Below are 19,925 nucleotides of genomic sequence, written 5' to 3'. Positions count from 1 at the left end.
GCGATGGCGAATTTTTTTGTCGACCGTCCTATTTTTGCGTGGGTGCTGGCTATCCTTCTCAGCCTGTGCGGTATGTTAGCCATCAAGTCATTACCGCTGGAACAGTATCCCGATCTGGCTCCACCCAGCGTGCGGATTACGGCGAGCTATCCCGGTGCATCGGCGCAAACGCTGGAAAATACCGTTACGCAGGTTATTGAGCAGAGTATGACCGGGCTGGATAACCTGATGTACATGGCCTCAGACAGCAGCAATACCGGGCAAGCGCGCGTTATGCTGACCTTCGAGGCGGGTACCGATCCTGATGAAGCTCGCCAGCAGGTGCAAAACCAGCTTCAATCCGCTATTCGCAAGTTGCCACAGGAAGTCCAACAGCAGGGTGTCACCGTGAGCAAAACGGGCGATACCAATATCCTGATGGTCGCGTTTGTGTCTACCGATGGCAGTATGGACAAGCAGGATATCGCTGATTATGTTGCGACGAATATTCAGGAACCGATTAGCCGTATCAGCGGGGTGGGTGAAGTTTCTGCGTATGGATCGCAGTATGCGATGCGCATCTGGCTGGATCCGGCCAAACTGATGGACTATGCGCTGACCACCAGCGACGTGGTACGCGCCATCGAATCGCAGAACAGTCAGGTTTCGGTCGGGCAAGTCGGTGGCGTACCGTCGGTGGACAATCAGGCGCTGAACGCGACGATCAATGCACAATCCCTGCTACAGACGCCACAGCAGTTCCGTGATATCACGCTGCGCGTCAATCAGGATGGCTCCGCCGTGACGTTAGCTAACGTTGCAGAAGTCGAACTGGGTGCCGAACGCTACGATTTTCTCAGTCGTTTCAACGGTCAGTCCGCTTCTGGTTTGGGAGTGACGCTGGCGTCTGGCGCGAATGAGCTGGAAACAGATAAGCGTGTCAGGGAGCGTATCGAGGAACTATCACACTATTTTCCGCACGGGCTGGAAGCTAAAATCGCTTTTGAAACCTCCCCTTTTGTTAAAGCCTCTATCACCGATGTGGTGAAAACCCTGTTTGAAGCGGTGCTGTTGGTTTTTCTGGTGATGTACCTGTTCTTGCAGAATTTTCGTGCCACGCTGATTCCCACGATTGCGGTGCCGGTGGTGTTGCTCGGTACGTTTGCCGTGCTGTACGTCTGTGGGTTCAGCCTGAACACCCTGACGATGTTCGCGATGGTGCTGGCGATTGGTCTGCTGGTCGATGATGCCATTGTGGTGGTGGAGAACGTCGAACGGGTGATGAGCGAAGAGGGGCTCTCACCACGGGAAGCGACACGAAAATCAATGGGGCAGGTGCAGGGCGCGCTGGTCGGGATTGCGCTGGTGTTGTCCGCCGTGTTTGTGCCGATGGCCTTCTTTGGCGGCACCACGGGAGCGATCTACCGCCAGTTTTCCATCACGATTGTGACGTCAATGATTCTGTCGGTGCTGGTGGCGATGATTCTGACGCCTGCGCTGTGCGCGACGCTGCTCAAGCCGCTTGCCAAGGGGCAGCATCATGGCCGCAAAGGGTTCTTCGGCTGGTTTAACCGGAGCTTTACCCGCACGTCGCTGAAGTATGAGCGCGGCGTCGGCAAGATATTGATTACCAGCGGACGCTGGCTGCTGCTGTATATGGGCATCATCGGGGTTATGGCTTTCCTGTTCTTCCGACTGCCGACCTCGTTTTTGCCGCAGGAAGATCGGGGCGTGTTCACGACACAAGTGCAGCTACCGCCAGGGGCGACGCAGCAGCAGACCTTACAGGTGGTTCACAAGATCGAGCAGTACTATCTCACGCAGGAAAAAGACACGGTGACGTCCGTGTTTTCCACCATTGGTTCAGGGCCGGGCGGAAACGGGCAAAACGTGGCGCGGCTGTTTATACGTCTTAAAGACTGGAGCGAACGCACCACGCCGGAGAGCAGCTCGTTTGCCGTGATTGAACGCGCGACCAAAGCCTTTCGTCATATTCAGGAAGCGCGCGTGTTTGCCAGTAGCCCGCCGTCGATTAACGGGCTGGGTAGTGCCGCTGGTTTCGCCATGCGGTTACAGGATCGCGCTGGGCTGGGGCACGACGCACTGATGGCGGCGCGGGATCAACTGTTAAATATGGCTGACAGTAACCCCGAACTGACGCGCGTGCGCCACAATGGTCTGGATGACAGCTCGCAACTGCGGATTCATATCGATCAGCGTAAAGCACAGGCGCTGGGTGTGTCGGTGGATGACCTTAACAGCACGCTGAAAACGGGCTGGGGATCGACCTATGTCAATGATTTCCTTGACCGTGGCAGGGTGAAGAAAGTTTACGTTCAGGCGGCGGCGAAGTTCCGTATGCTGCCGGACGACATCAGCAAATGGTATGTGCGTAACAACCGTGGCGGCATGGTGCCGTTCAGCGCCTTTGCGCAAACCGTCTGGGAAACCGGCTCGCCGCGTCTTGAGCGTTACAACGGTTATTCCTCGCTGGAGATTGTCGGTGAAGCGATGCCGGGCGTCAGTACCGGTACTGCCATGACGATCATGGAATCGCTGGTGGCGAAGTTGCCGGAAGGCTTTGGCTTAGAGTGGACGGGCATGTCGTTGCAGGAGCGGCTGAGCGGGGCGCAGGCGCCGGCGCTGTATGCGATTTCTCTGCTGGTGGTGTTTCTGTGTCTGGCCGCGCTGTATGAAAGCTGGACGGTGCCGTTTTCCGTCATGCTGGTGGTGCCGATGGGCGTGCTGGGGGCGCTGGTGGCAACCTGGGCACGCGGTCTGGAAAACGATGTCTATTTTCAGGTTGGGCTACTGACGGTAGTCGGGCTATCGGCGAAGAACGCCATCTTGATAGTGGAATTCGCCAACGAAATGAACCAGAAAGGGAAGGATCTGGTTGAGGCTACGCTGGAAGCCTCCCGCCAGAGACTGCGGCCGATATTGATGACATCGCTGGCATTTATTTTCGGTGTTCTGCCGATGGCGATCAGCAGCGGCGCGGGTTCGGCCAGCCAGCATGCGGTGGGTACGGGGGTGATCGGCGGTATGCTTGCTGCGACTTTCCTCGCGATTTTCTTCGTGCCGCTGTTCTTTGTCGTTGTACGGCGTCGCTTCCCGTTAAAGGAGAAGGTGTCGAAATCAGTGGAATAAACCCAATAAAAATATAATGCATTTGCATTGCTCTAGTAATGCAAGTGCATTACACTGATTGTGTATCGCGTAATTACGGCATTCCAACATAGAGAGTGAATACGCTAACCTGGTGTTATTCGCCATGATTCGGTTGTTTTAACCGATAACATTTAATACTTAACACGAGTTCAGTCACGCGATACTGAGGGTTAAAAAATGTTTAATTTAAAATCAGCGGATGTATTGTTGCGCGCCGATAGCCGCTTAACGGCGCGTAGTCAGACAACGATTCCATCGTCTGTGCGTGATGCCATGAACCTGCAACCTGGGGAGTACATTCATTATAGCGTGCTACCGGGTGGGCAGGTGCTGATCAGTCGGCGTGAAGAGGCTGTAGATGACGATCCCGTTATTCATCGTTTTCTGCATTTTTTGGCTGAAGATATGCAACATCATCCAGAAAATATTAAGCCGTTTGATCAATCGCTTATGTCACGTGCCAGTGTGTTAACCGCAGGGATGGATATTGATCTGGATGCACCGCTTACTGACGACGAGTGAGCAAAATGGTTGATAAGCGAGTAATAAATGGGTGGCAGCTATTTACGCATCCTTGTTTTGATGTGCAGTTTGAGTCTCTTATTGTTGAAGTTGAACAATTGAGAAAAAAACACCCAGAATCTTATCAGAAAAAGCAGGCAACTAAGCTATTGGCTGCAATAGTCAAAGTCATCCGTACTGAGATTTGTGGCGATCCGTCCCAGACGAAGTTTAGACAAGGCGATACGTTAGGCGAAGGCAACAAACATTGGTTCAGGGCAAAATTTCTGGGTCAGTATCGGTTATTTTTTCGCTATAGCGAGAAACATAAAACTATCATCCTTGCCTGGGTCAATGATTCAGACACTAAACGAGCATATGGCGATCAGCATGATGCTTATAAAGTTTTTAGCGGCATGCTAGCAAGCGGGAATCCTCCGGGAGATTGGAAGCAATTGCTTGCTGAATCCTATAAGGAGACCATGCTTACGCAAATGCTCGTGCGGCCATAATTTTTAAGGAAATTCATCAAACTGTAAAAAAAGGTAACTACGTTATTTACTGCTAAATTACGCAACCAAGGACATAACAATGAAAGCTCGCTGGTTACTGCCTTTACTGATTTCTGCTGCTTTACCGGGGATGGTGCAGGCTCAGGCTATTTATCCCATTGACCGCGCCACGATGCTGGCAGGCGGAAAATTCGATTTTAAAGTCGAGTTTGATGAAGTGCTCAAGCCGGAAGATATCCGCATTCTGATCAACGGCAAAGATTACCAGCAGGTGCTGGGCAAAACGGCGTCGTTTGTTGAGCGTGAAGACGGCGGCAATGCTTCCACGATCTGGCTGCGTGATGTGAACTTACCGGAAGCAGGTAAGTATGTGGTAGAGGCCGAAGCCAAGGGCAAAAAGACGCAGGTGAACTGGGAGGTTTATCAGGCGTCCGGTACGCGTAAAGCCAAAAACGTGATTCTGTTCATCGGCGATGGCCTGTCCGTTGCACACCGCACCGGTGCGCGCATCTTGTCCAAAGGAGTGACGGAAGGGAAGGCAGACGGTCGTCTGGCGATTGATGACCTGCAATATATGGCGTTTGCCGGCACATCCAGTACTGACTCTATCGCGGCCGACAGCGCCAACACCATGAGTGCCTACATGACCGGTCACAAATCCGGTGTGAACGCGCTGGGTGTGTACGTCAGCCGTAGCAAAAACTCATTGGAGCACCCGAAGCAGGAAACGCTGGGTGAGCTGTTAACACGTTCTACCAAGATGTCTGTCGGCGTCGTCAGCGATGCTGAACTTCAGGATGCTACGCCAGCGGCGGTCGTCTCTCACACTCGTCGTCGTGCGGATAAAGCGGAAATCGTTGAGATGTTCTACAACGTGCAGCCTACCGTCATGCTGGGCGGCGGTTCTGCCTACTTCCTGCCGAAAAGCACGCCGGGCTCTAAACGTAAAGACGAAACCAACTACGTTGAGAAGTTCCAGCAGGCGGGCTACTCATTGGTGACCGATGCGGATTCTCTGAAGAAAAACGCGGCGCAGGCCACCAAGCTGCTGGGGCTGTTCCATACCGGCAATCTGGATGGTGTGATGGATCGTCGTTTCCTGAAAAACGATGTCGCCAAGAAATTCCCTAACCAGCCTGACCTGACGGACATGACGCAGGCGGCGCTGGATGTGCTGTCCAAAAACAAAGACGGCTTCTTCCTGATGGTGGAATCCGCGCTGATCGACAAAGCCTCGCACCCGCTGGATTGGGAACGTGCTTTCACCAACACCATCATGCTGGATCAGTCTGTGGCTATCGCGAAGAAATTCGCCGAGAAAAACCCGGATACGATGATTATCGTGACGGGTGACCATACTCACGGTCTGTCTATCATCGGTACCGTGGATGACAACAAGCCGGGCACGGAGATGCGTGAGAAAGTCGGCGTGTATGAAGAAGCGGGCTACCCAAACTATCAGGATGCCAACAAAGACGGCTACCCGGATGATCTGAACGTGTCTAAACGTCTTGCCGTGTTCTTCAACAACTTTCCGGATTATTACGAAACGTTCCGTCCGAAGCTGGATGGCCAGTTCGTTCCTGCTATCAAGAACGAAAAAGATGAATATGTTGCCAACAAAGCCTACGAGAAAGTGGAAGGTGCGGTATTCCGCGAAGGGATTCTGCCACGCTCTTCTGACACGGGCGTTCATGCCGTTGACGATATGGTGATTCAGGCTAGTGGTCCAGGTGCAGAACGTATCCGTGGCTACATGGAAAACACCGACCTGTTCCGGGTGATTGTGGACGCGCTTGCGGTTAAACCGCAGGACAAAAAGTAATCCGGCAACGCGATGAATAATGCGAAATGCAGCAAAGCGGGGGCAACCCCGCTTTTATTCTCTTGGTTGCGCACGGTGCTGGTGCTCCTCCTTCTCGGTGGTATTGCCCCGGTGAAGGCCGCGCAGTCTGAACTTTCCTTCGATAAGCTGTATGCCTCTTACGGCGTGCTGGGTCTGGAATTCTCCAATGACGTCAAAGCGCTCTCCGGTAAACGGGTCAAGATGCGCGGCTTTATGGCACCGCCGCTCAAGGCGGAGTCACAATTCTTTGTCTTAACCAAAATGCCAATGGCGCTGTGCCCCTTCTGTTCGTCTGATGCGGACTGGCCTGAAGATATTGTCGTCGTCTATCTCGCCAAACGTCAGACCTTCGTACAGAACAACACCATGATTGAAGTTGAAGGCGTGCTGGAACACGGTTCGTGGACCGATCCTGAAACGGGTTTTGTCAGCCTGTTGCGACTGCGTGAAGCCACGTTCGATACCCTTTAGGAGCGCCGATGGCGGAGCTATTGATTCAACACCTGAGTGTGACCTTTCCCGATACGTCCGAGGCGGTGCTGGATATTCCCGCGCTGTCTATTCGTTCTGGCGAGCGGGTCGCGGTGATGGGGCCTTCTGGTTCCGGTAAGACCACGCTGGTGAATGCCATCACTGGGATGGATCACAGCGGAACGGGCTGTGTGCAGTGGGAAAAGCAGGATATCTGGCAGATGAACGAAGCGGAACGCGACCGCTGGCGGGCACAACACATCGGGCTGGTGATGCAGGATTTCCATCTGTTCCCCGGTCTGAATGCGTTGGAAAACGTCTTACTGCCCGCGCAGTTTCACCACTGGCGGATACCGGCGTCGCTCAAACAGCGGGCGGCGGATTTGCTGGCTCAGGTGGGGCTGGATACCGCGAAACGCCCGATCGAAGTGCTATCACGCGGCGAGAAGCAACGGGTTGCCGTGGCGAGAGCGTTGCTCAGCAAGCCAGATATTATCGTTGCTGATGAACCAACAGCCAGTCTGGATGCGCAGAGCGGCGAGCAGATTGCCGATCTGCTGGTGACGCTAGCGCGCGATAGTCGCGCCACGCTTATTGCCATTACGCACGATGCGCGTCTGGCTTCGCAGATGTCGCGCTGTATCCAACTGGAAAAAGGACGCCTCGTGGCGGACACGCCGTATCAGGAGGATCGCGCATGATTCCTTGGCGTCTTATCTGGGTCGACTGGCGTCGGCTCTGGCCGGGTGTGCTGGTCGTGGTGTTGCTGATCGCGATGGCGACAGCGTTAAGTATTTCGGTGAGTTTGCAGGAAAGGGCGCTGCGCATGGGCAGTGCCAAAGCCGCTGACCGTTTCGATTTGGTGATCGGCGCGCCGGGGAGTGAAACCCAACTGGTGCTGTCATCCGTGTTTTTGCAACCGTCCGCGCTGACGCTGATTCCTGCGCAGGTGCTGGCCGATCTGGAAAAGAACCCGCTGGTGGCCTGGGCGGCCCCGGTCGCGTTTGGTGATTTCTATCAGGGAATGCCGATTGTCGGTACTACACCACCGCTGGTTACGGATAACGGTAAGCGGCAGCTCATCGCCGGACGCGTGTTCAACGATGACTTTGAAGCCGTAGTCGGCGAGCAAACGGGGCTGAGAGTGGGGAGCACGTTCAGCCCGATTCATGGTCAGGTGGGGACGGAAGGGGCGCATGCGCACGATGACGTCACCTACACCGTGGTCGGCGTGTTACCTGCTGACGGCAGCGCGTGGGATAAAGCGATTCTGGTACCGGTGAATGCAGTGTGGCGGGTGCACGGCATCCATCCACCGCATGGTGTGGACGATGATGGTGCGGACGATGCGCATCACGATGATCACGACCATGACGAACATGCCGATCATGAAACGCATGAGCATGAGGGGGAACATGACGGCCATGCACACGATCATGATGAAACCGCACATGTGCAAGGTGAGCATCACAACGACGCTCATCCAGCGGAAGGTGTGGAAAGTGATGATCATCATGCTGATGTCGCTCAGCCAGTAACGGCTTCACACGATGACGAGCACGGCGAAGCAGAAGCGCATGGACACGCGCATCAGGCGGGCTTGCCTGCTATCGTCGTTAAACCAAAAACGATCGCGGGTGCTTATCAGTTGCGGTCACTGTATCGCAGTAACACGACGCTGGCGGTGTTCCCCGGCGAAGTGCTGGTGAAGCTGTACTCGCTGTTGGGTGATATTCGTGAGCTGCTGACCTATATCTCGCTGGGCACGCAGGGGTTAGTCGGCGTCGCGGTGGCGATGGTGGCGGTTATCCACCTGCGGCAGCGGCAGAAACAGATTGGCGCACTCCGTGCCTTTGGCGCACCGCGCTACGGTATTTTCACGCTGATTTGGAGCGGGCTGATGTCGCTGGTGAGTGTCGGCGTACTGCTGGGCGTTGGTCTGGGCTATCTGGCTGCCCGTGCGATTGCGGTGGTCATGAGCGAAAAAAGCGGCTTTGTCCTGCCAGTGACGTTGGAATGGGAAGACATCCATTTCGTCCTGCTCCTGTTGCTTATCGCCGCCGTGGTACTCACCATCCCCGCGATGCTGTCTTACCGCCAATCTCCTGCTACGGCGCTACGTGGTGAGTAAGCCTCTACTATAGCCGTATTAGCATCGGGCGTGTGGTTTCTGCGCCCGGTGCTATTTTTTCACTTCCTTTCTTGTTCGTTTCTGAACACGCTCTGGCTGCCCTCACGAAAAAATGCCTGTGTCTATTGGTATGTAGCCTTTCCTTAGGCTGTGTGTTTGAATTTTGCACAATATCAAGCTGTGTATGTCATAGGATAAATAACGAACAATAATAGTGTTAATATTATTCATCTGAGGGAAATAATATTTCTATATATAATAACGATATTAATTATTCATCGCGGAAAAACATGTGTATAAAATGTTGACTATTTGTGTGTTAATTGATATTTTTCGTCCCTGTTAGATATTAATGATTATATTCTGTATAACTAAAAATAATTACATTTACTCTTTGGGAGATAGTTTTTTATCATTGAGCAAAGTCGGTAAGAGAGGGTAACATGGATCATGAAATCCATTCGTTTATCAAAAGGAAGTTGAAAGGAGTCGGTGATGTATGGTTTTCTTATTTTATGATGAGTAAAAACTCTACCAGCCAACCTTATATTATTTCGAATTATCCAGAAGCATGGATGAAGGAGTATATAAAAAAGAGATGTTTCTGAGTGATCCTATCATTGTTGCCTCATTAGCTCGGATCACGCCATTTTCCTGGGATGATAATGATCTTGTGACGCTAAGAGCCAAGAATCAGGATGTCTTTATTTCTTCTGTACAGCACGATATAAGTTCAGGTTATACCTTTGTTTTGCACGACCATGATAATAATGTGGCGACACTGAGTATAGCGAATCACCTGGAAGATGGGGATTTCGAAAAATGTATGAAAAATCATGAAAATGATTTACAGATGTTACTGGTGAATGTACATGAAAAAGTGATGGCCTATCAGCGAGCTATCAACGACCAAGATAATCCCCCCGATAATTCAAGAAACGCCTTACTCTCCCCGCGTGAAACCGAAGTGCTTTTCCAGGTTAGTAGTGGACGAACTTACAAAGAGGTTTCTCGTATATTAGGTATCAGTGAGGTCACCGTTAAGTTCCACATTAACAACTCAGTTCGTAAGTTGGATGTTATCAATTCCCGCCATGCTATAACTAAAGCACTTGAGTTAAATCTTTTCCATTCCCCTTGTGAATCTGTCGTGATGAAGCATATGGATACCCGCTAGCGTGTATTAATACTTGCTATTAGGGAGGAACCTATCCAAAAGAATAGTTACTCCCTATCTAAAAGAAATACAGTAGCTGAACTTTTACACGGTTAATATTTACCTTTGCCTTTTCTATGATACGTGACGAATACAAACGTTGTTTTCTCTCATGTTGTTATTAAGGTAAGGGTTATTACTGTGAGCAATAGTTTTTGCGTTGTTTATAAAGGTTCTGATACCGATATAAATAATATCCAACGCGACTTCGACGGAAAGGGCGAAGCATTATCTAATGGCTATCTTTATCGAACAGAATGGCCATTATCAGAAGTGTGAGATGGAAAGAGGATCGGCCTACCTAATAGGCTCGCTGTACAATCGGACGTTTCTGAGCGGATTGGCCGGCGTGTGGGAAGGCGAGGCTTATCTGGCAAATGATGCCGAGCTGTTAGCGTTGCTGTTCACGCGTCTGGGTGCGAATGCACTGGCGCTGGCTGAAGGTGATTTCTGCTTTTTCATTGATGAACCAAACGGCGAATTGACGGTGATTACCGAGTCGCGTGGTTTCTCGCCGGTTCATGTTGTACAGGGAAAAAAAACCTGGGTGACCAACAGCTTGAAACTGGTGACTGCGGCAGAAGGTGAGAATACGCTGTGGTTTGAAGAGGAGGCGTTGGTGTGTCAGTCGCTGATGCGGGCGGATACCTATACGCCGGTGAAAAATGCGCAGCGTCTTAAACCGGGTGCGGTGCACGTCCTTACGCACGATAGCGAAGGGTGTTCTTTCGTTGAAAGCCGCACGCTGACCACTCCCGCCAGCAACCAATTGTTAGCGCTTCCGCGTGAACCGCTGCTGGCATTGATTGAACGCTACCTTAATGCGCCGCTTGAGGATTTAGCGCCCCGCTTTGATACCGTAGGTATTCCCTTATCCGGCGGTCTGGATTCCAGCCTGGTAACGGCACTCGCCAGTCGTCATTTCAAAAAGTTGAATACGTATTCGATTGGTACGGAACTCAGCAATGAGTTTGAGTTTTCTCAACAGGTTGCTGATGCACTCGGTACACATCATCAGGTGAAAATTCTGTCCGAAACCGAGGTGATCAACGGCATCATCGAATCCATCTATTACAACGAAATATTTGACGGCTTATCCGCTGAAATCCAATCCGGGTTGTTCAATGTATATCGTCAGGCGCAGGGGCAGGTGTCTTGCATGCTGACCGGATATGGTTCCGACCTGCTCTTTGGCGGCATACTGAAGCCGGGAGCCCATTATGACAACCCGAACCAGCTGCTTGCCGAGCAAGTGTACCGGACGCGTTGGACGGGGGAATTTGCTACCCACGGTGCTTCCCGTTACGGCATTGATATTCGCCACCCCTTCTGGAGCCATTCCTTAATCTCTCTGTGTCATGCGCTACATCCTGATTACAAAATTTTCGACAACGAAGTCAAAAACATCCTGCGTGAATATGCCGATTCGCTGCAATTGCTGCCGAAAGACATTGTCTGGCGCAAGAAAATCGGCATTCACGAAGGTTCCTCCGTCAATCAGGCCTTTGCGAATGTTCTCGGCTCAACGGTTGATAACTATCAGACCAAAAGTCGCTTTACCTACCGTGTTTATCAAGCCTTCCTCCGTGGCCGTCTCTCCATTACAGATGTGACGCCATCTCAGCTTAAAGAACTGATTAAAAAGGATTAACTATGGTTTTGGAAGAGAATTTCGGTGAGGTCCGGGTGATCACACTCGATCATCCGAACAAGCATAACCCCTTTAGTCGTTCGCTGGAGACCAGCGTGAAGGACGCGCTGGCGCGAGCCAACGCTGACGACAGTGTGCAAGCTGTCGTGGTGTATGGCGGAGCCGAGCGTTCCTTTTCCGCTGGCGGAGATTTCAACGAAGTTAAGCAGCTATCGCGCAGTGAGGACATCGAAGAATGGATTGACCGCGTGATTGATTTGTATCAGGCCGTCCTGAATGTGCATAAACCGACGATTGCAGCGGTGGATGGCTATGCGATTGGTATGGGGTTCCAATTCGCGCTGATGTTTGACCAGAGACTGATGGCGTCGACAGCAAGTTTTGTGATGCCGGAACTTAAGCATGGTATCGGGTGCTCGGTTGGGGCGGCCATCCTGGGGTTCACCCACGGATTTAGCACAATGCAGGAAATCATCTACCAGTGCCAGTCGCTCGATGCTCCACGCTGTGTGGACTATCGGCTGGTTAATCAGGTGGTGGAGAGCAGTGCGCTGCTGGATGCCGCTATCACACAGGCGCACGTGATGGCCAGCTACCCGGCTTCTGCATTCATCAATACGAAGCGAGCGGTCAACAAGCCGTTCATCCATCTACTGGAACAAACCCGTGACGCTTCCAAAGCTGTCCATAAGGCAGCGTTCCAGGCTCGTGACGCTCAGGGACATTTCAAAAATGTGCTTGGCAAAAAATACTGAGGATAAGGAAGAAAATGAGCGAAATAGTGAAGTTTAATCCGATCATGGCGTCCGGTTTTGGCGCGTATATCGATCATCGGGACTTTCTCGAAGCCAAGACAGAAACGATTAAAAACTTACTGATGCGTCAGGGATTTGTCGTGGTCAAAAACCTCGATATTGATGGTGACACATTCCGCGATATCTACTCGGCTTACGGAACGATCGTGGAGTATGCGGATGAAAAAATCGGCGTAGGCTTCGGCTATCGCGATACGTTGAAGCTGGAAGGGGAAAAAGGAAAAATCGTTACCGGACGTGGTCAACTTCCTTTCCATGCTGACGGTGGCCTGCTGCTGTCACAGGTGGATCAGGTTTTCCTCTACGCGGCCGAGATTAAAAACGTCAAATTCCGTGGTGCAACAACGGTATGCGACCATGCTCTGGCCTGTCAGGAAATGCCGGCTCACCTGCTGCGCGTTCTGGAAGAGGAAACGTTCGAAGTTCGTGTGCTGGAGCGAGGCTATTACGTGGATGTTTCTCCAGACGGTTGGTTCAAGGTGCCGGTCTTCACCGATCTGGGATGGGTCAGAAAGATGCTGATTTATTTCCCATTTGACGAAGGACAACCGGCTAGCTGGGAGCCGCGGATTGTCGGTTTCACCGAGCATGAAACCCATGCATTCTTCCAGGAACTCGGGGCGTTTTTAAAACAGCCGCGCTACTACTACAAACACTTCTGGGAAGATGGTGACCTGCTGATTATGGACAACCGTCGTGTCATTCATGAGCGTGAAGAGTTTAACGATGACGACATCGTACGTCGTCTGTATCGCGGACAAACCGCCGATATCTAACTCTCATGATTCCGGCGCGAAAACGTGCCGGATTGATATGGATCTGGAACCATCATGCCTAACGATCTTTATGCTATCTACAATCGTTACACGTCAAGGACCTTGTTTTTTAAATACTGTGCGACAGCAACGCTAACGCACAAGCTGACACGTCGGCTGTCGCTTTTTACGTTGAAAAAGTGCCTTGCCCGGCCACGGGGACGCCTTTTCTCTCTGGTTAACAGCATTTACTTTGGCGGAGAAACGCTGGAGGAAGTTCAGAGTACAGCAACTTTTCTGGCCCGCTCTGGCATTGCTTGCGTATTGGACTACGCCGTGGAAGGGGAAAATGATGAGACGCAGTTCGATAAAGCGATGGAAAATACACTGCGCCTTATCGAGATGTCGCAGCAGACGGATAGCCTGCCTTTTGTCGTGATCAAACCGTCGTCGCTGGGGAGTGCCGCCGTGTATGCCCGGCTAAGCGAAGGATTAGCGCTGGATGAAATATCCGCTAGCGCGTGGTCACGCATCGTCGCGCGTTTCTCACACCTATTCGACTATGCCCGCTCCCATGGCGTGCGTGTGATGGTTGACGCGGAGCAAACCGCGATTCAGCCCGCGGTAGATCGTCTGGTTCTGGACATGATGCGTGAGTTTAATCGCGATAGCGCGGTGATCACGCTGACGCTGCAATTTTATCTGAAGGATCAACTGCGTTTTCTCGATGAGTGCTATCAGCAAGCCTGTCAGGATAATTTCCTGCTGGGCGTGAAAGTCGTGCGCGGTGCTTATCTGGAAGAAGAGAAACGCGTGAACGGTGGCGTACGCTGTTTCGCGACCAAGCAGGAAACCGATCGTAGTTATAACGCCGCGGTGGACTATATTGCACAACGCTTAGATCGAATAGCCCCGTTTTTTGCCACGCACAATGAGGAAAGCCTCGCATTGATTATGAAGAATGAGTCGCTACGAGCGGGGCGAACCTGGGTAGGTCAGCTTTACGGGTTGGGCGATCATATTACTTATTCGCTGCTGCAAACCGGTTTTCGCGTTTGCAAATACTTGCCTTACGGTCCACTCGATAAGTCGTTGCCCTATTTACTCCGCAGGATTGAAGAGAACGCGGTTGCCTCGGCAACCTTCAAAAAGGAAAATAAACTCTTGCAGAAGGAGTTGTTGCGCCGTCTCGTGGGAGGGATGTAATGTCAAAATTTCACTGTCATATCCGCGATAGTGCTATCGATTTTCCGGTATCGGAGAATGAAAGCGTGCTCAGTTCAGCCTATGAAGCGGGTGTCGAACTGCCTTACCGTTGTGCCTCCGGCTACTGTGGCGTATGCAAAGTGCGTCTGACATCCGGCAACGTCAACATGGATCATTCGGGTGGGATCTCGCGTAAAGATATCGCTGATGGTTACATTCTGCCTTGCTGCTCCGTGCCACTTTCTAACATCGAAATTGAACCTGTATCGTCATGCTGAAGAAAACGCTAATCGTTGGACTGTTCTGTGCCTTTCCCCTCTTAGTGGCTCAAGCAGAGAATGCTGTTCCCGATGAGGTGGCGGTTAAAGGGGGCAATTTCTATGTTGGGTCGGTCTTCGGAGCAGAGGACTATGCCGCCCATACCAATACGTCTGTTGCCTCTTTTGCCATCACGAAAACGGAAATCACCTATCAGCAATACCATGCTTTGCTGGAGTGGGCTGATGCGCACGGTTATCAGCTCAGCGGTGGTTGTAACGGTGCCACTTTTGAAGATTGCCTGCCGCCTGAACAGGACGGCGGCCTTCATCCTGTCACGAATGTGTCGTGGTGGGATGCGGTGATTTTCGCTAATGCGCTGAGTGAACGGGAACGGCTGCCGCCTTACTATCTGACAGCAGATGGCAAAACGCTAAAGCACGCGCCGGATGATGGCAGTGAAAAAGTCATACGTGAGAATCCGCAGGCTTCGGGTTACCGTTTGCCAACGCTGGCGGAATGGCAAGTGGCAGCCAGAGGCGGAAAGAAGGCGCTGACGCAGGGGACGTATGGACAGCGCTATGCTGGTAGCGAGCAACCCGACAGTGTGGCGCATTTTCCTTCTGACTCTCAATCATTCGGCACGGTGCCTGTGGCCTCGAAGCGCCCCAATGCTCTGGGGCTTTACGATATGAGCGGCAATGTGTCCGAGTGGCTGAATGAATCTTATGCGGTGGAGGGCGGCAAAACGATGTACTACTTTTGCGGCGGAAGTTATCTCGAACGGACTCACAGTCTGGCAAGCTGCGATCTGCACACCCCCGGTTTTTTCATGCCAGATATTGGTTTTCGACTAGTAAGGACACTTGATGGTCAATAAATTCGTAGGGTGGCTGACGCTCTGTGCCATTAGCAGCACGGCTGCCGCACTATCTCCTGTGACGTTAAAAGATGGTATCAATCGGGTAGATCTCAATCAGGACGGCGGTAAGGATTATGTCGTCGTCGCTCAGTTTGACAACAATACCTCGCACACCAATCTCGGCATGACTTTCTTTGTACGACGCCCAGACGGCGGGCACAGTATTATGCCGGTTGCCAACAGTAATACGTTTACCTGGTTCGACTACCGGTTATCGGCCGCAGCGGACTTTTTGGTGCAGGATAATCGGTTGTTTGTGTCTGGAAAGCATTACTTTCTGATTACGGCGAGGAAGCAAGGGGAAAACGTTTTTGATCCCACGAAGGTTATTTTAACGATTTACGACTTTAAAGCCTCACGGGACGATCCCGGTGTGCCGCTCTATGAATGGTCGGAGCGCAAGCGTGTGGTAACACAAAATACCTACCAATCGGTGGACGAGGCCTACAAGGAAGTGAATGAGGCGATGCTGGCAAAATGAAAATATCGGTATTCATCGCAGCAGGGATGTTGTTCCCCTCTGTGCGTTGGCACAGCTTAGTGAGCAGGATTACCAGCAACGCGTACAGGAGTTTTTTGATGCAGAACCGCCGCTGTGTCTGGGCGAGAAGCAGTGGCCGGTTCATAGTCCTAAAGGTGATTCCCCCTGGAACAGTGGACGTTTGAATGCGTTAGTGGAAGCAAAGTTGGCGCACGAGACGCCTGAAGGAACAGGCAAAGTCTATCGTTTATCCCCTGTAGGAGAGAAGAATTGGCGTCAATATGGTGACCTGTGCTACGGCCGTATGCAGGTAAGTCGTATTGAGAAAATCGATCGCGTGAACCAGGAATTGACGGTGGTGTACTTCACGTATCGTCTGACCTCATTGGAGGACTGGGCGTACAATCGTTCGTTACGCTTTGCATTTAGCGAACTGGATAACCTTGTTGGTGGCATGGAAACCACGCGCTATTCGGCCACGATTCGTGAGACGTTGGGCGGAGCCGCCAAGTTGCAGAACTACCCCGTGCCGGTCGAGCTGGATTACTAACGCGATCATAGTGAAAACCTACGTTGTTGTGAAAAGGTATCCCGACAGACTGGAACGACGGGATACCTTACCATGACGGTTTACCCTGCGATTACTGCTCGAAATAGCTGCGGATTTTCTCGATGTCGTCGCCGTTAGACAACGCCAGCGAAAGCAGAATGCGGGCTTTCTGCGGGTTGTAGAATCCGCTGCCGATAGCACCGTCTTTCTTCTTATCGGTTACATAGCCGTTGCCAGTGCGTGTGCTGATCACTACCGGGATGCCTTTAGCGACCGCTTTCTTGATGTCTTCTTTGATACGCGTTGGCGTAGAGCCGTTACCGCTACCCGCGATAATGATGCCTTTTGCGCCCTGTTCAATCGCGGCATTCAGCAGGCCGCTGTCTTGATCCTGATAGCTGTACAGAATGTCGACCTTCGCCAGCGCTTCCTTATTGCTTACATCAAAGAATGGCTTGTTTTCGGGGGCGGCTGGCTGGTAAAAGAAGCGCGGTACACCGCCGTAGAATGCGCCCAGATAGCCTTGTTCATTGGCTTTGAACGTGTCCAACGAGGTGGCATTGGTTTTGGTGGTGTAGAAGGCGGAGCCGATGCGATCATTCAGCAGCACCATCGCGCCGCGTTTTTCTGCGTTCTTGCTCGACGCCAGCGTGACCGCTTCCAACAGGTTCATGGAGCCGTCCGCGCTGATGGCGGTGGCAGGGCGCATTGCACCGACGATAACCACCGGTTTCTCGCTTTTTACCGTCAGATCCAAAAAGAATGCCGTTTCTTCCAGCGTGTCGGTGCCGTGAGTAATCACGACGCCATGGGTATTGGCATCGCCTAACTGTTTGTTAATCGCTTTGGATAGCTTCAACAAAATGGTCTGGTCGATATTGCCGCTGGCGGTGTTGGCGATTTGCTCGCCTGTCACCGTCGCGACATCGCCAATAGCCGGCACGGCGTTCAGCAGTTCTTGAATGCCGATCGCGCCCGCCTGATAGCCTGTCGTATCCGTGTTGGATGCGGCTTTTCCGGCGATGGTCCCCCCCGTTGCGTATATCGTGACGCCAGGTTTGACGTCATCGGCCAATAGCGCATGAGACGACAGCATCAGACAGGCGGCGGTGATGGTGCGAGCGATGAATGAAAGTTGCATTGGCAGATCCTTGTTTTTGTCATGGGAGAGCAAGAACAAAAGCAATTTCTATACCAATGCGTATTCATTTATTACCCTGCTAATTAATCACGGAGAGTCTTTGCTTTGGTGCACCGCGTGGGGCGTTGGCGGCTAAATTGCACTGCAATGGTGACTGCTGCGGCAGTGAAGGGGGGATAGGGGCGACGGGTGTTGATAACCCGGGATGACGTCATGAGACGTCCTACTGACGCGGTATTAAAACAGGGTGAACGAGGCTCACCCTGCTGTATTTTACGATCGCGGTAACCGCTGGCGGATTAGCGTAAATCCAACATCGCGATATGATCCATATCGTCAAACGTCAGGTTTTCGCCGATCATACCCCAGATGAAGGCATAGTTTTTCGTGCCGACACCGGTGTGAATCGACCAACTGGGGGAGATCACCGCCTGCTCGTTATGCATCACCAGATGGCGTGTTTCATGCGGTTCACCCATCATGTGGAAGATAATGGTGTCTTCCGCCATATCAAAATAGAAGTACACTTCCATTCTGCGTTCATGGGTATGCGTCGGCATGGAGTTCCAGTTGCTGCCTTCCGCCAGACGCGTTAATCCCATGCTCAGCTGGCAGGTGTCCACCACTTCCGGCACCAGATATTTGCAAATCGTCCGCTTGTTGCAGGTTTTCACATCGCCCAGCGGGGCTTTGATCGCGTCATCCTGCGTAATGATGCGTGTCGGGTAAACGGCATGCGCCGGGGCGCTGTTATAATACAGTTTGGCTGGATTGGCTTTGTCCAGGCTGCTGAATGCTAAGGCTTTGGCACCTTTTCCAACATAGAGCGCTTCTTCATTACCAACCTGATAGCTCGTGCCGTCGATAAAAATGTTGGCTGGGCCGCCGATGTTGATAAGCCCCAGTTCGCGCCGCTCAAGAAAATAGTTCACGCCAAACTGTTTGCCGATACCATCATCAAACGTGATCTCGCCATCTATCGGCATGATACCGCCCACCACAATACGGTCGATGTGGCTGTAAGTCATGGTGTATTGGCTTGGCGTAAATATCTGCTCAATGAGAAATTTCTTTCTCAGCTCAGTGGTATCAAGCGTTTTCGCATGTTCACTGTGTACACTTTGTCGTACGTCCATTTTGCTACCTTCTTATGCGGTTTTAGGTGAAAAGCGTTTTGCCCATACTGCCGTAAGGATGGGCACCAGTACTGATGTCACGATCACACTGGTGGCGACTAACGCTGTTGCCTGTTGAGCGACCGGCGCGAATTCCGGCGCCATATTCGCGATCAAGAGAGGAGTGGCGACGGCAGCGCCTGCGCTGCTGGATGCCGCTACACCTGCGGTGCCATTACCGCCGCCGATAAATTTATCGGCGATAATCAATGGAATACCCGTAACGACAATCACCAGCAGGCCGAGGAAGAGTCCTGCAAAGCCAGTCTGGAGGATCACGGCCAAATTAATCGTATTGCCTAGCGCAAAGGCGAAGAAAGGAATCAGCGTTTGTACGGAATTACCGAACAGTTTTCTCAGATCCGGGTCGAGATTACCCAGTATAAAACCAATCAGGAAAGGCAGGACGGCACCGACAAAGAGCTGAGGTTCAAAGGTCGCGATACCGCTGGCTCCCAGAATAACCATAGTCATTAACGGGCCGGATTCCAGAGACATCAGCACGAACGCGCCTGCCTCTTCTTTCGAGCCGTATTGGTTCATCAATGCCGCGTACAAACCGCCGTTTGTCATGTCCATTGCCGCGACCAGAGCCAGTACGGAAATTCCAGCCAGCATACCGTTTTGGATGCCGTCTCCCGGCAAGAATGTGCCTGCAATCAACGCGACCACCCAGGCGGTGGCGAGTTTGGTTATCACCAGAACGCCTGATTTTTTCAACATCGTTCCCGTCGCTTTAAGTTCAATGGACGCGCCCATGCAGAAAAACCAGACCGCCAAAATAGGAATCGTGCCAGTAATCAGGCCGTTGCTGAAAGACCCTAAATATTTCCCCGCCCCTGGCGTAAAGGTATTACAGAGTGCGCCCAAAAAGAGCGGCACCAGCATTAATCCCCCAGGGATTTTATCAATAGCTTGTTTGATTTTCATAACAGACCTCATTTAAAAATAAAAAGATATTCAGCCCGCTTTCAGTAAAAGCAGAAAGATGATTGATATAAAATAATAAATAGAGGTAAATAAAACCTAAGCGGTTATTACCCGATTCCATTAAATAGTGAAGATGGTGATCCTTATTATAAAATTGATAATGAATACTCTTCTTTGTTTTTATATTTATGGTATGGCCATGTTTCAGGTATAG

At 51.7% G+C, this 19,925-nt stretch carries 17 protein-coding genes and 2 pseudogenes; 16 read left to right on the top strand and 3 right to left on the bottom strand.

The features are described 5' to 3' along the window. Positions 1–3 precede the first annotated feature (3 nt). The 16 genes and pseudogenes from acrD (at position 4) to NAL19_RS19575 (ending at position 16,465) form a co-directional block, all read left to right on the top strand. Positions 4–3,129 (top strand): multidrug efflux RND transporter permease AcrD, encoded by a 3,126-nt coding sequence (gene acrD / locus NAL19_RS19650; RefSeq protein ID WP_263058210.1) that lies wholly within the window; start codon positions 4–6, stop codon positions 3,127–3,129. Positions 3,130–3,327: 198 nt separating this feature from the next. Next, positions 3,328–3,672, top strand: a complete 345-nt coding sequence (locus NAL19_RS19645) for a type II toxin-antitoxin system PrlF family antitoxin (RefSeq protein WP_225086049.1) — start codon at positions 3,328–3,330, stop codon at positions 3,670–3,672. Positions 3,673–3,677: 5 nt separating this feature from the next. After that, on the top strand, positions 3,678–4,163 hold the full coding sequence (locus NAL19_RS19640; protein ID WP_225086048.1) for a type II toxin-antitoxin system YhaV family toxin: 486 nt from the start codon (positions 3,678–3,680) through the stop codon (positions 4,161–4,163). Between the two features lie 79 nt (positions 4,164–4,242). Continuing rightward, positions 4,243–5,988 (top strand): alkaline phosphatase, encoded by a 1,746-nt coding sequence (locus tag NAL19_RS19635; protein ID WP_225086047.1) that lies wholly within the window; start codon positions 4,243–4,245, stop codon positions 5,986–5,988. Positions 5,989–6,000: 12 nt separating this feature from the next. Further along, the gene (locus tag NAL19_RS19630) at positions 6,001–6,480 is read left to right on the top strand and encodes a hypothetical protein (RefSeq protein WP_263058209.1); all 480 of its coding nucleotides are present in this window, start codon (positions 6,001–6,003) and stop codon (positions 6,478–6,480) included. Positions 6,481–6,488: 8 nt separating this feature from the next. Beyond that, a complete protein-coding gene (locus NAL19_RS19625; protein ID WP_225086045.1) occupies positions 6,489–7,181 on the top strand; it encodes an ABC transporter ATP-binding protein in 693 nt (230 codons plus the stop codon). Further along, positions 7,178–8,611, top strand: a complete 1,434-nt coding sequence (locus NAL19_RS19620; RefSeq protein ID WP_263058208.1) for an FtsX-like permease family protein — start codon at positions 7,178–7,180, stop codon at positions 8,609–8,611. The genes NAL19_RS19625 and NAL19_RS19620 overlap by 4 nt, the downstream gene beginning before the upstream one ends. Before the next feature lie 443 nt (positions 8,612–9,054). Further along, positions 9,055–9,788, top strand: a pseudogene (carR, locus tag NAL19_RS19615) (carbapenem biosynthesis transcriptional regulator CarR). A gap of 180 nt (positions 9,789–9,968) precedes the next feature. Continuing rightward, a pseudogene (carA, locus tag NAL19_RS19610) lies at positions 9,969–11,478 on the top strand (carbapenam-3-carboxylate synthase). Positions 11,479–11,480: 2 nt separating this feature from the next. Continuing rightward, positions 11,481–12,233, top strand: coding sequence for a carboxymethylproline synthase (gene carB, locus NAL19_RS19605; RefSeq protein WP_263058205.1), 753 nt, complete (start codon positions 11,481–11,483; stop codon positions 12,231–12,233). A gap of 14 nt (positions 12,234–12,247) precedes the next feature. Continuing rightward, positions 12,248–13,069, top strand: coding sequence for a TauD/TfdA dioxygenase family protein (locus NAL19_RS19600; RefSeq protein ID WP_039362938.1), 822 nt, complete (start codon positions 12,248–12,250; stop codon positions 13,067–13,069). 54 nt (positions 13,070–13,123) lie between these two features. Then, positions 13,124–14,254, top strand: coding sequence for a carbapenem biosynthesis protein CarD (carD, locus tag NAL19_RS19595; protein WP_039362934.1), 1,131 nt, complete (start codon positions 13,124–13,126; stop codon positions 14,252–14,254). Then, on the top strand, positions 14,254–14,532 hold the full coding sequence (locus tag NAL19_RS19590) for a 2Fe-2S iron-sulfur cluster-binding protein (protein WP_151241285.1): 279 nt from the start codon (positions 14,254–14,256) through the stop codon (positions 14,530–14,532). The genes carD and NAL19_RS19590 overlap by 1 nt, the downstream gene beginning before the upstream one ends. Continuing rightward, positions 14,526–15,392 (top strand): formylglycine-generating enzyme family protein, encoded by an 867-nt coding sequence (locus NAL19_RS19585; protein WP_263058204.1) that lies wholly within the window; start codon positions 14,526–14,528, stop codon positions 15,390–15,392. The genes NAL19_RS19590 and NAL19_RS19585 overlap by 7 nt, the downstream gene beginning before the upstream one ends. Further along, positions 15,382–15,915, top strand: a complete 534-nt coding sequence (locus tag NAL19_RS19580; protein ID WP_263058203.1) for a carbapenem self-resistance protein CarG family protein — start codon at positions 15,382–15,384, stop codon at positions 15,913–15,915. The genes NAL19_RS19585 and NAL19_RS19580 overlap by 11 nt, the downstream gene beginning before the upstream one ends. Further along, the gene (locus NAL19_RS19575; RefSeq protein ID WP_263058202.1) at positions 15,893–16,465 is read left to right on the top strand and encodes a carbapenem biosynthesis protein CpmH; all 573 of its coding nucleotides are present in this window, start codon (positions 15,893–15,895) and stop codon (positions 16,463–16,465) included. Before NAL19_RS19580 ends, NAL19_RS19575 begins: the two co-directional genes overlap by 23 nt. Positions 16,466–16,556: 91 nt before the next feature. Here the strand turns inward: NAL19_RS19575 and NAL19_RS19570 are convergent, their stop codons facing one another. From NAL19_RS19570 to kdgT, 3 genes are all read right to left on the bottom strand, one after another. Next, a complete protein-coding gene (locus NAL19_RS19570; protein WP_263058201.1) occupies positions 16,557–17,606 on the bottom strand; it encodes an asparaginase in 1,050 nt (349 codons plus the stop codon). 299 nt (positions 17,607–17,905) lie between these two features. Further along, entirely contained in the window at positions 17,906–18,742 is an 837-nt protein-coding gene (gene kduI / locus NAL19_RS19565; RefSeq protein WP_263058200.1) for a 5-dehydro-4-deoxy-D-glucuronate isomerase, read from the bottom strand. 12 nt (positions 18,743–18,754) lie between these two features. Next, complete coding sequence (kdgT, locus tag NAL19_RS19560; protein WP_225086041.1) at positions 18,755–19,711, bottom strand: 2-keto-3-deoxygluconate transporter; 957 nt, start codon at positions 19,709–19,711, stop codon at positions 18,755–18,757. Positions 19,712–19,925 lie beyond the last annotated feature (214 nt).

It is taken from the genome of Pectobacterium sp. F1-1 (genome assembly GCF_025643735.1).
Classification (GTDB): domain Bacteria; phylum Pseudomonadota; class Gammaproteobacteria; order Enterobacterales; family Enterobacteriaceae; genus Pectobacterium; species Pectobacterium colocasium.
The sequence above is the reverse complement of the archived record's forward strand: the minus strand, read 5'-3'. Positions and strand labels throughout refer to the sequence as shown.

Coding starts and splice junctions, on each gene's coding strand:
- NAL19_RS19585 (WP_263058204.1), top strand. CDS start 14,526: ATGCTGAAGAAAACGCTAATCGTTGGACTGTTCTGTGCCTTTCCCCTC.
- NAL19_RS19635 (WP_225086047.1), top strand. CDS start 4,243: ATGAAAGCTCGCTGGTTACTGCCTTTACTGATTTCTGCTGCTTTACCG.
- NAL19_RS19640 (WP_225086048.1), top strand. CDS start 3,678: ATGGTTGATAAGCGAGTAATAAATGGGTGGCAGCTATTTACGCATCCT.
- kdgT (WP_225086041.1), bottom strand. CDS start 19,711: ATGAAAATCAAACAAGCTATTGATAAAATCCCTGGGGGATTAATGCTG.
- NAL19_RS19590 (WP_151241285.1), top strand. CDS start 14,254: ATGTCAAAATTTCACTGTCATATCCGCGATAGTGCTATCGATTTTCCG.
- NAL19_RS19625 (WP_225086045.1), top strand. CDS start 6,489: ATGGCGGAGCTATTGATTCAACACCTGAGTGTGACCTTTCCCGATACG.
- NAL19_RS19570 (WP_263058201.1), bottom strand. CDS start 17,606: ATGCAACTTTCATTCATCGCTCGCACCATCACCGCCGCCTGTCTGATG.
- NAL19_RS19645 (WP_225086049.1), top strand. CDS start 3,328: ATGTTTAATTTAAAATCAGCGGATGTATTGTTGCGCGCCGATAGCCGC.
- NAL19_RS19580 (WP_263058203.1), top strand. CDS start 15,382: ATGGTCAATAAATTCGTAGGGTGGCTGACGCTCTGTGCCATTAGCAGC.
- NAL19_RS19620 (WP_263058208.1), top strand. CDS start 7,178: ATGATTCCTTGGCGTCTTATCTGGGTCGACTGGCGTCGGCTCTGGCCG.
- acrD (WP_263058210.1), top strand. CDS start 4: ATGGCGAATTTTTTTGTCGACCGTCCTATTTTTGCGTGGGTGCTGGCT.
- NAL19_RS19600 (WP_039362938.1), top strand. CDS start 12,248: ATGAGCGAAATAGTGAAGTTTAATCCGATCATGGCGTCCGGTTTTGGC.
- NAL19_RS19575 (WP_263058202.1), top strand. CDS start 15,893: ATGAGGCGATGCTGGCAAAATGAAAATATCGGTATTCATCGCAGCAGG.
- carD (WP_039362934.1), top strand. CDS start 13,124: ATGCCTAACGATCTTTATGCTATCTACAATCGTTACACGTCAAGGACC.
- kduI (WP_263058200.1), bottom strand. CDS start 18,742: ATGGACGTACGACAAAGTGTACACAGTGAACATGCGAAAACGCTTGAT.
- NAL19_RS19630 (WP_263058209.1), top strand. CDS start 6,001: ATGAATAATGCGAAATGCAGCAAAGCGGGGGCAACCCCGCTTTTATTC.
- carB (WP_263058205.1), top strand. CDS start 11,481: ATGGTTTTGGAAGAGAATTTCGGTGAGGTCCGGGTGATCACACTCGAT.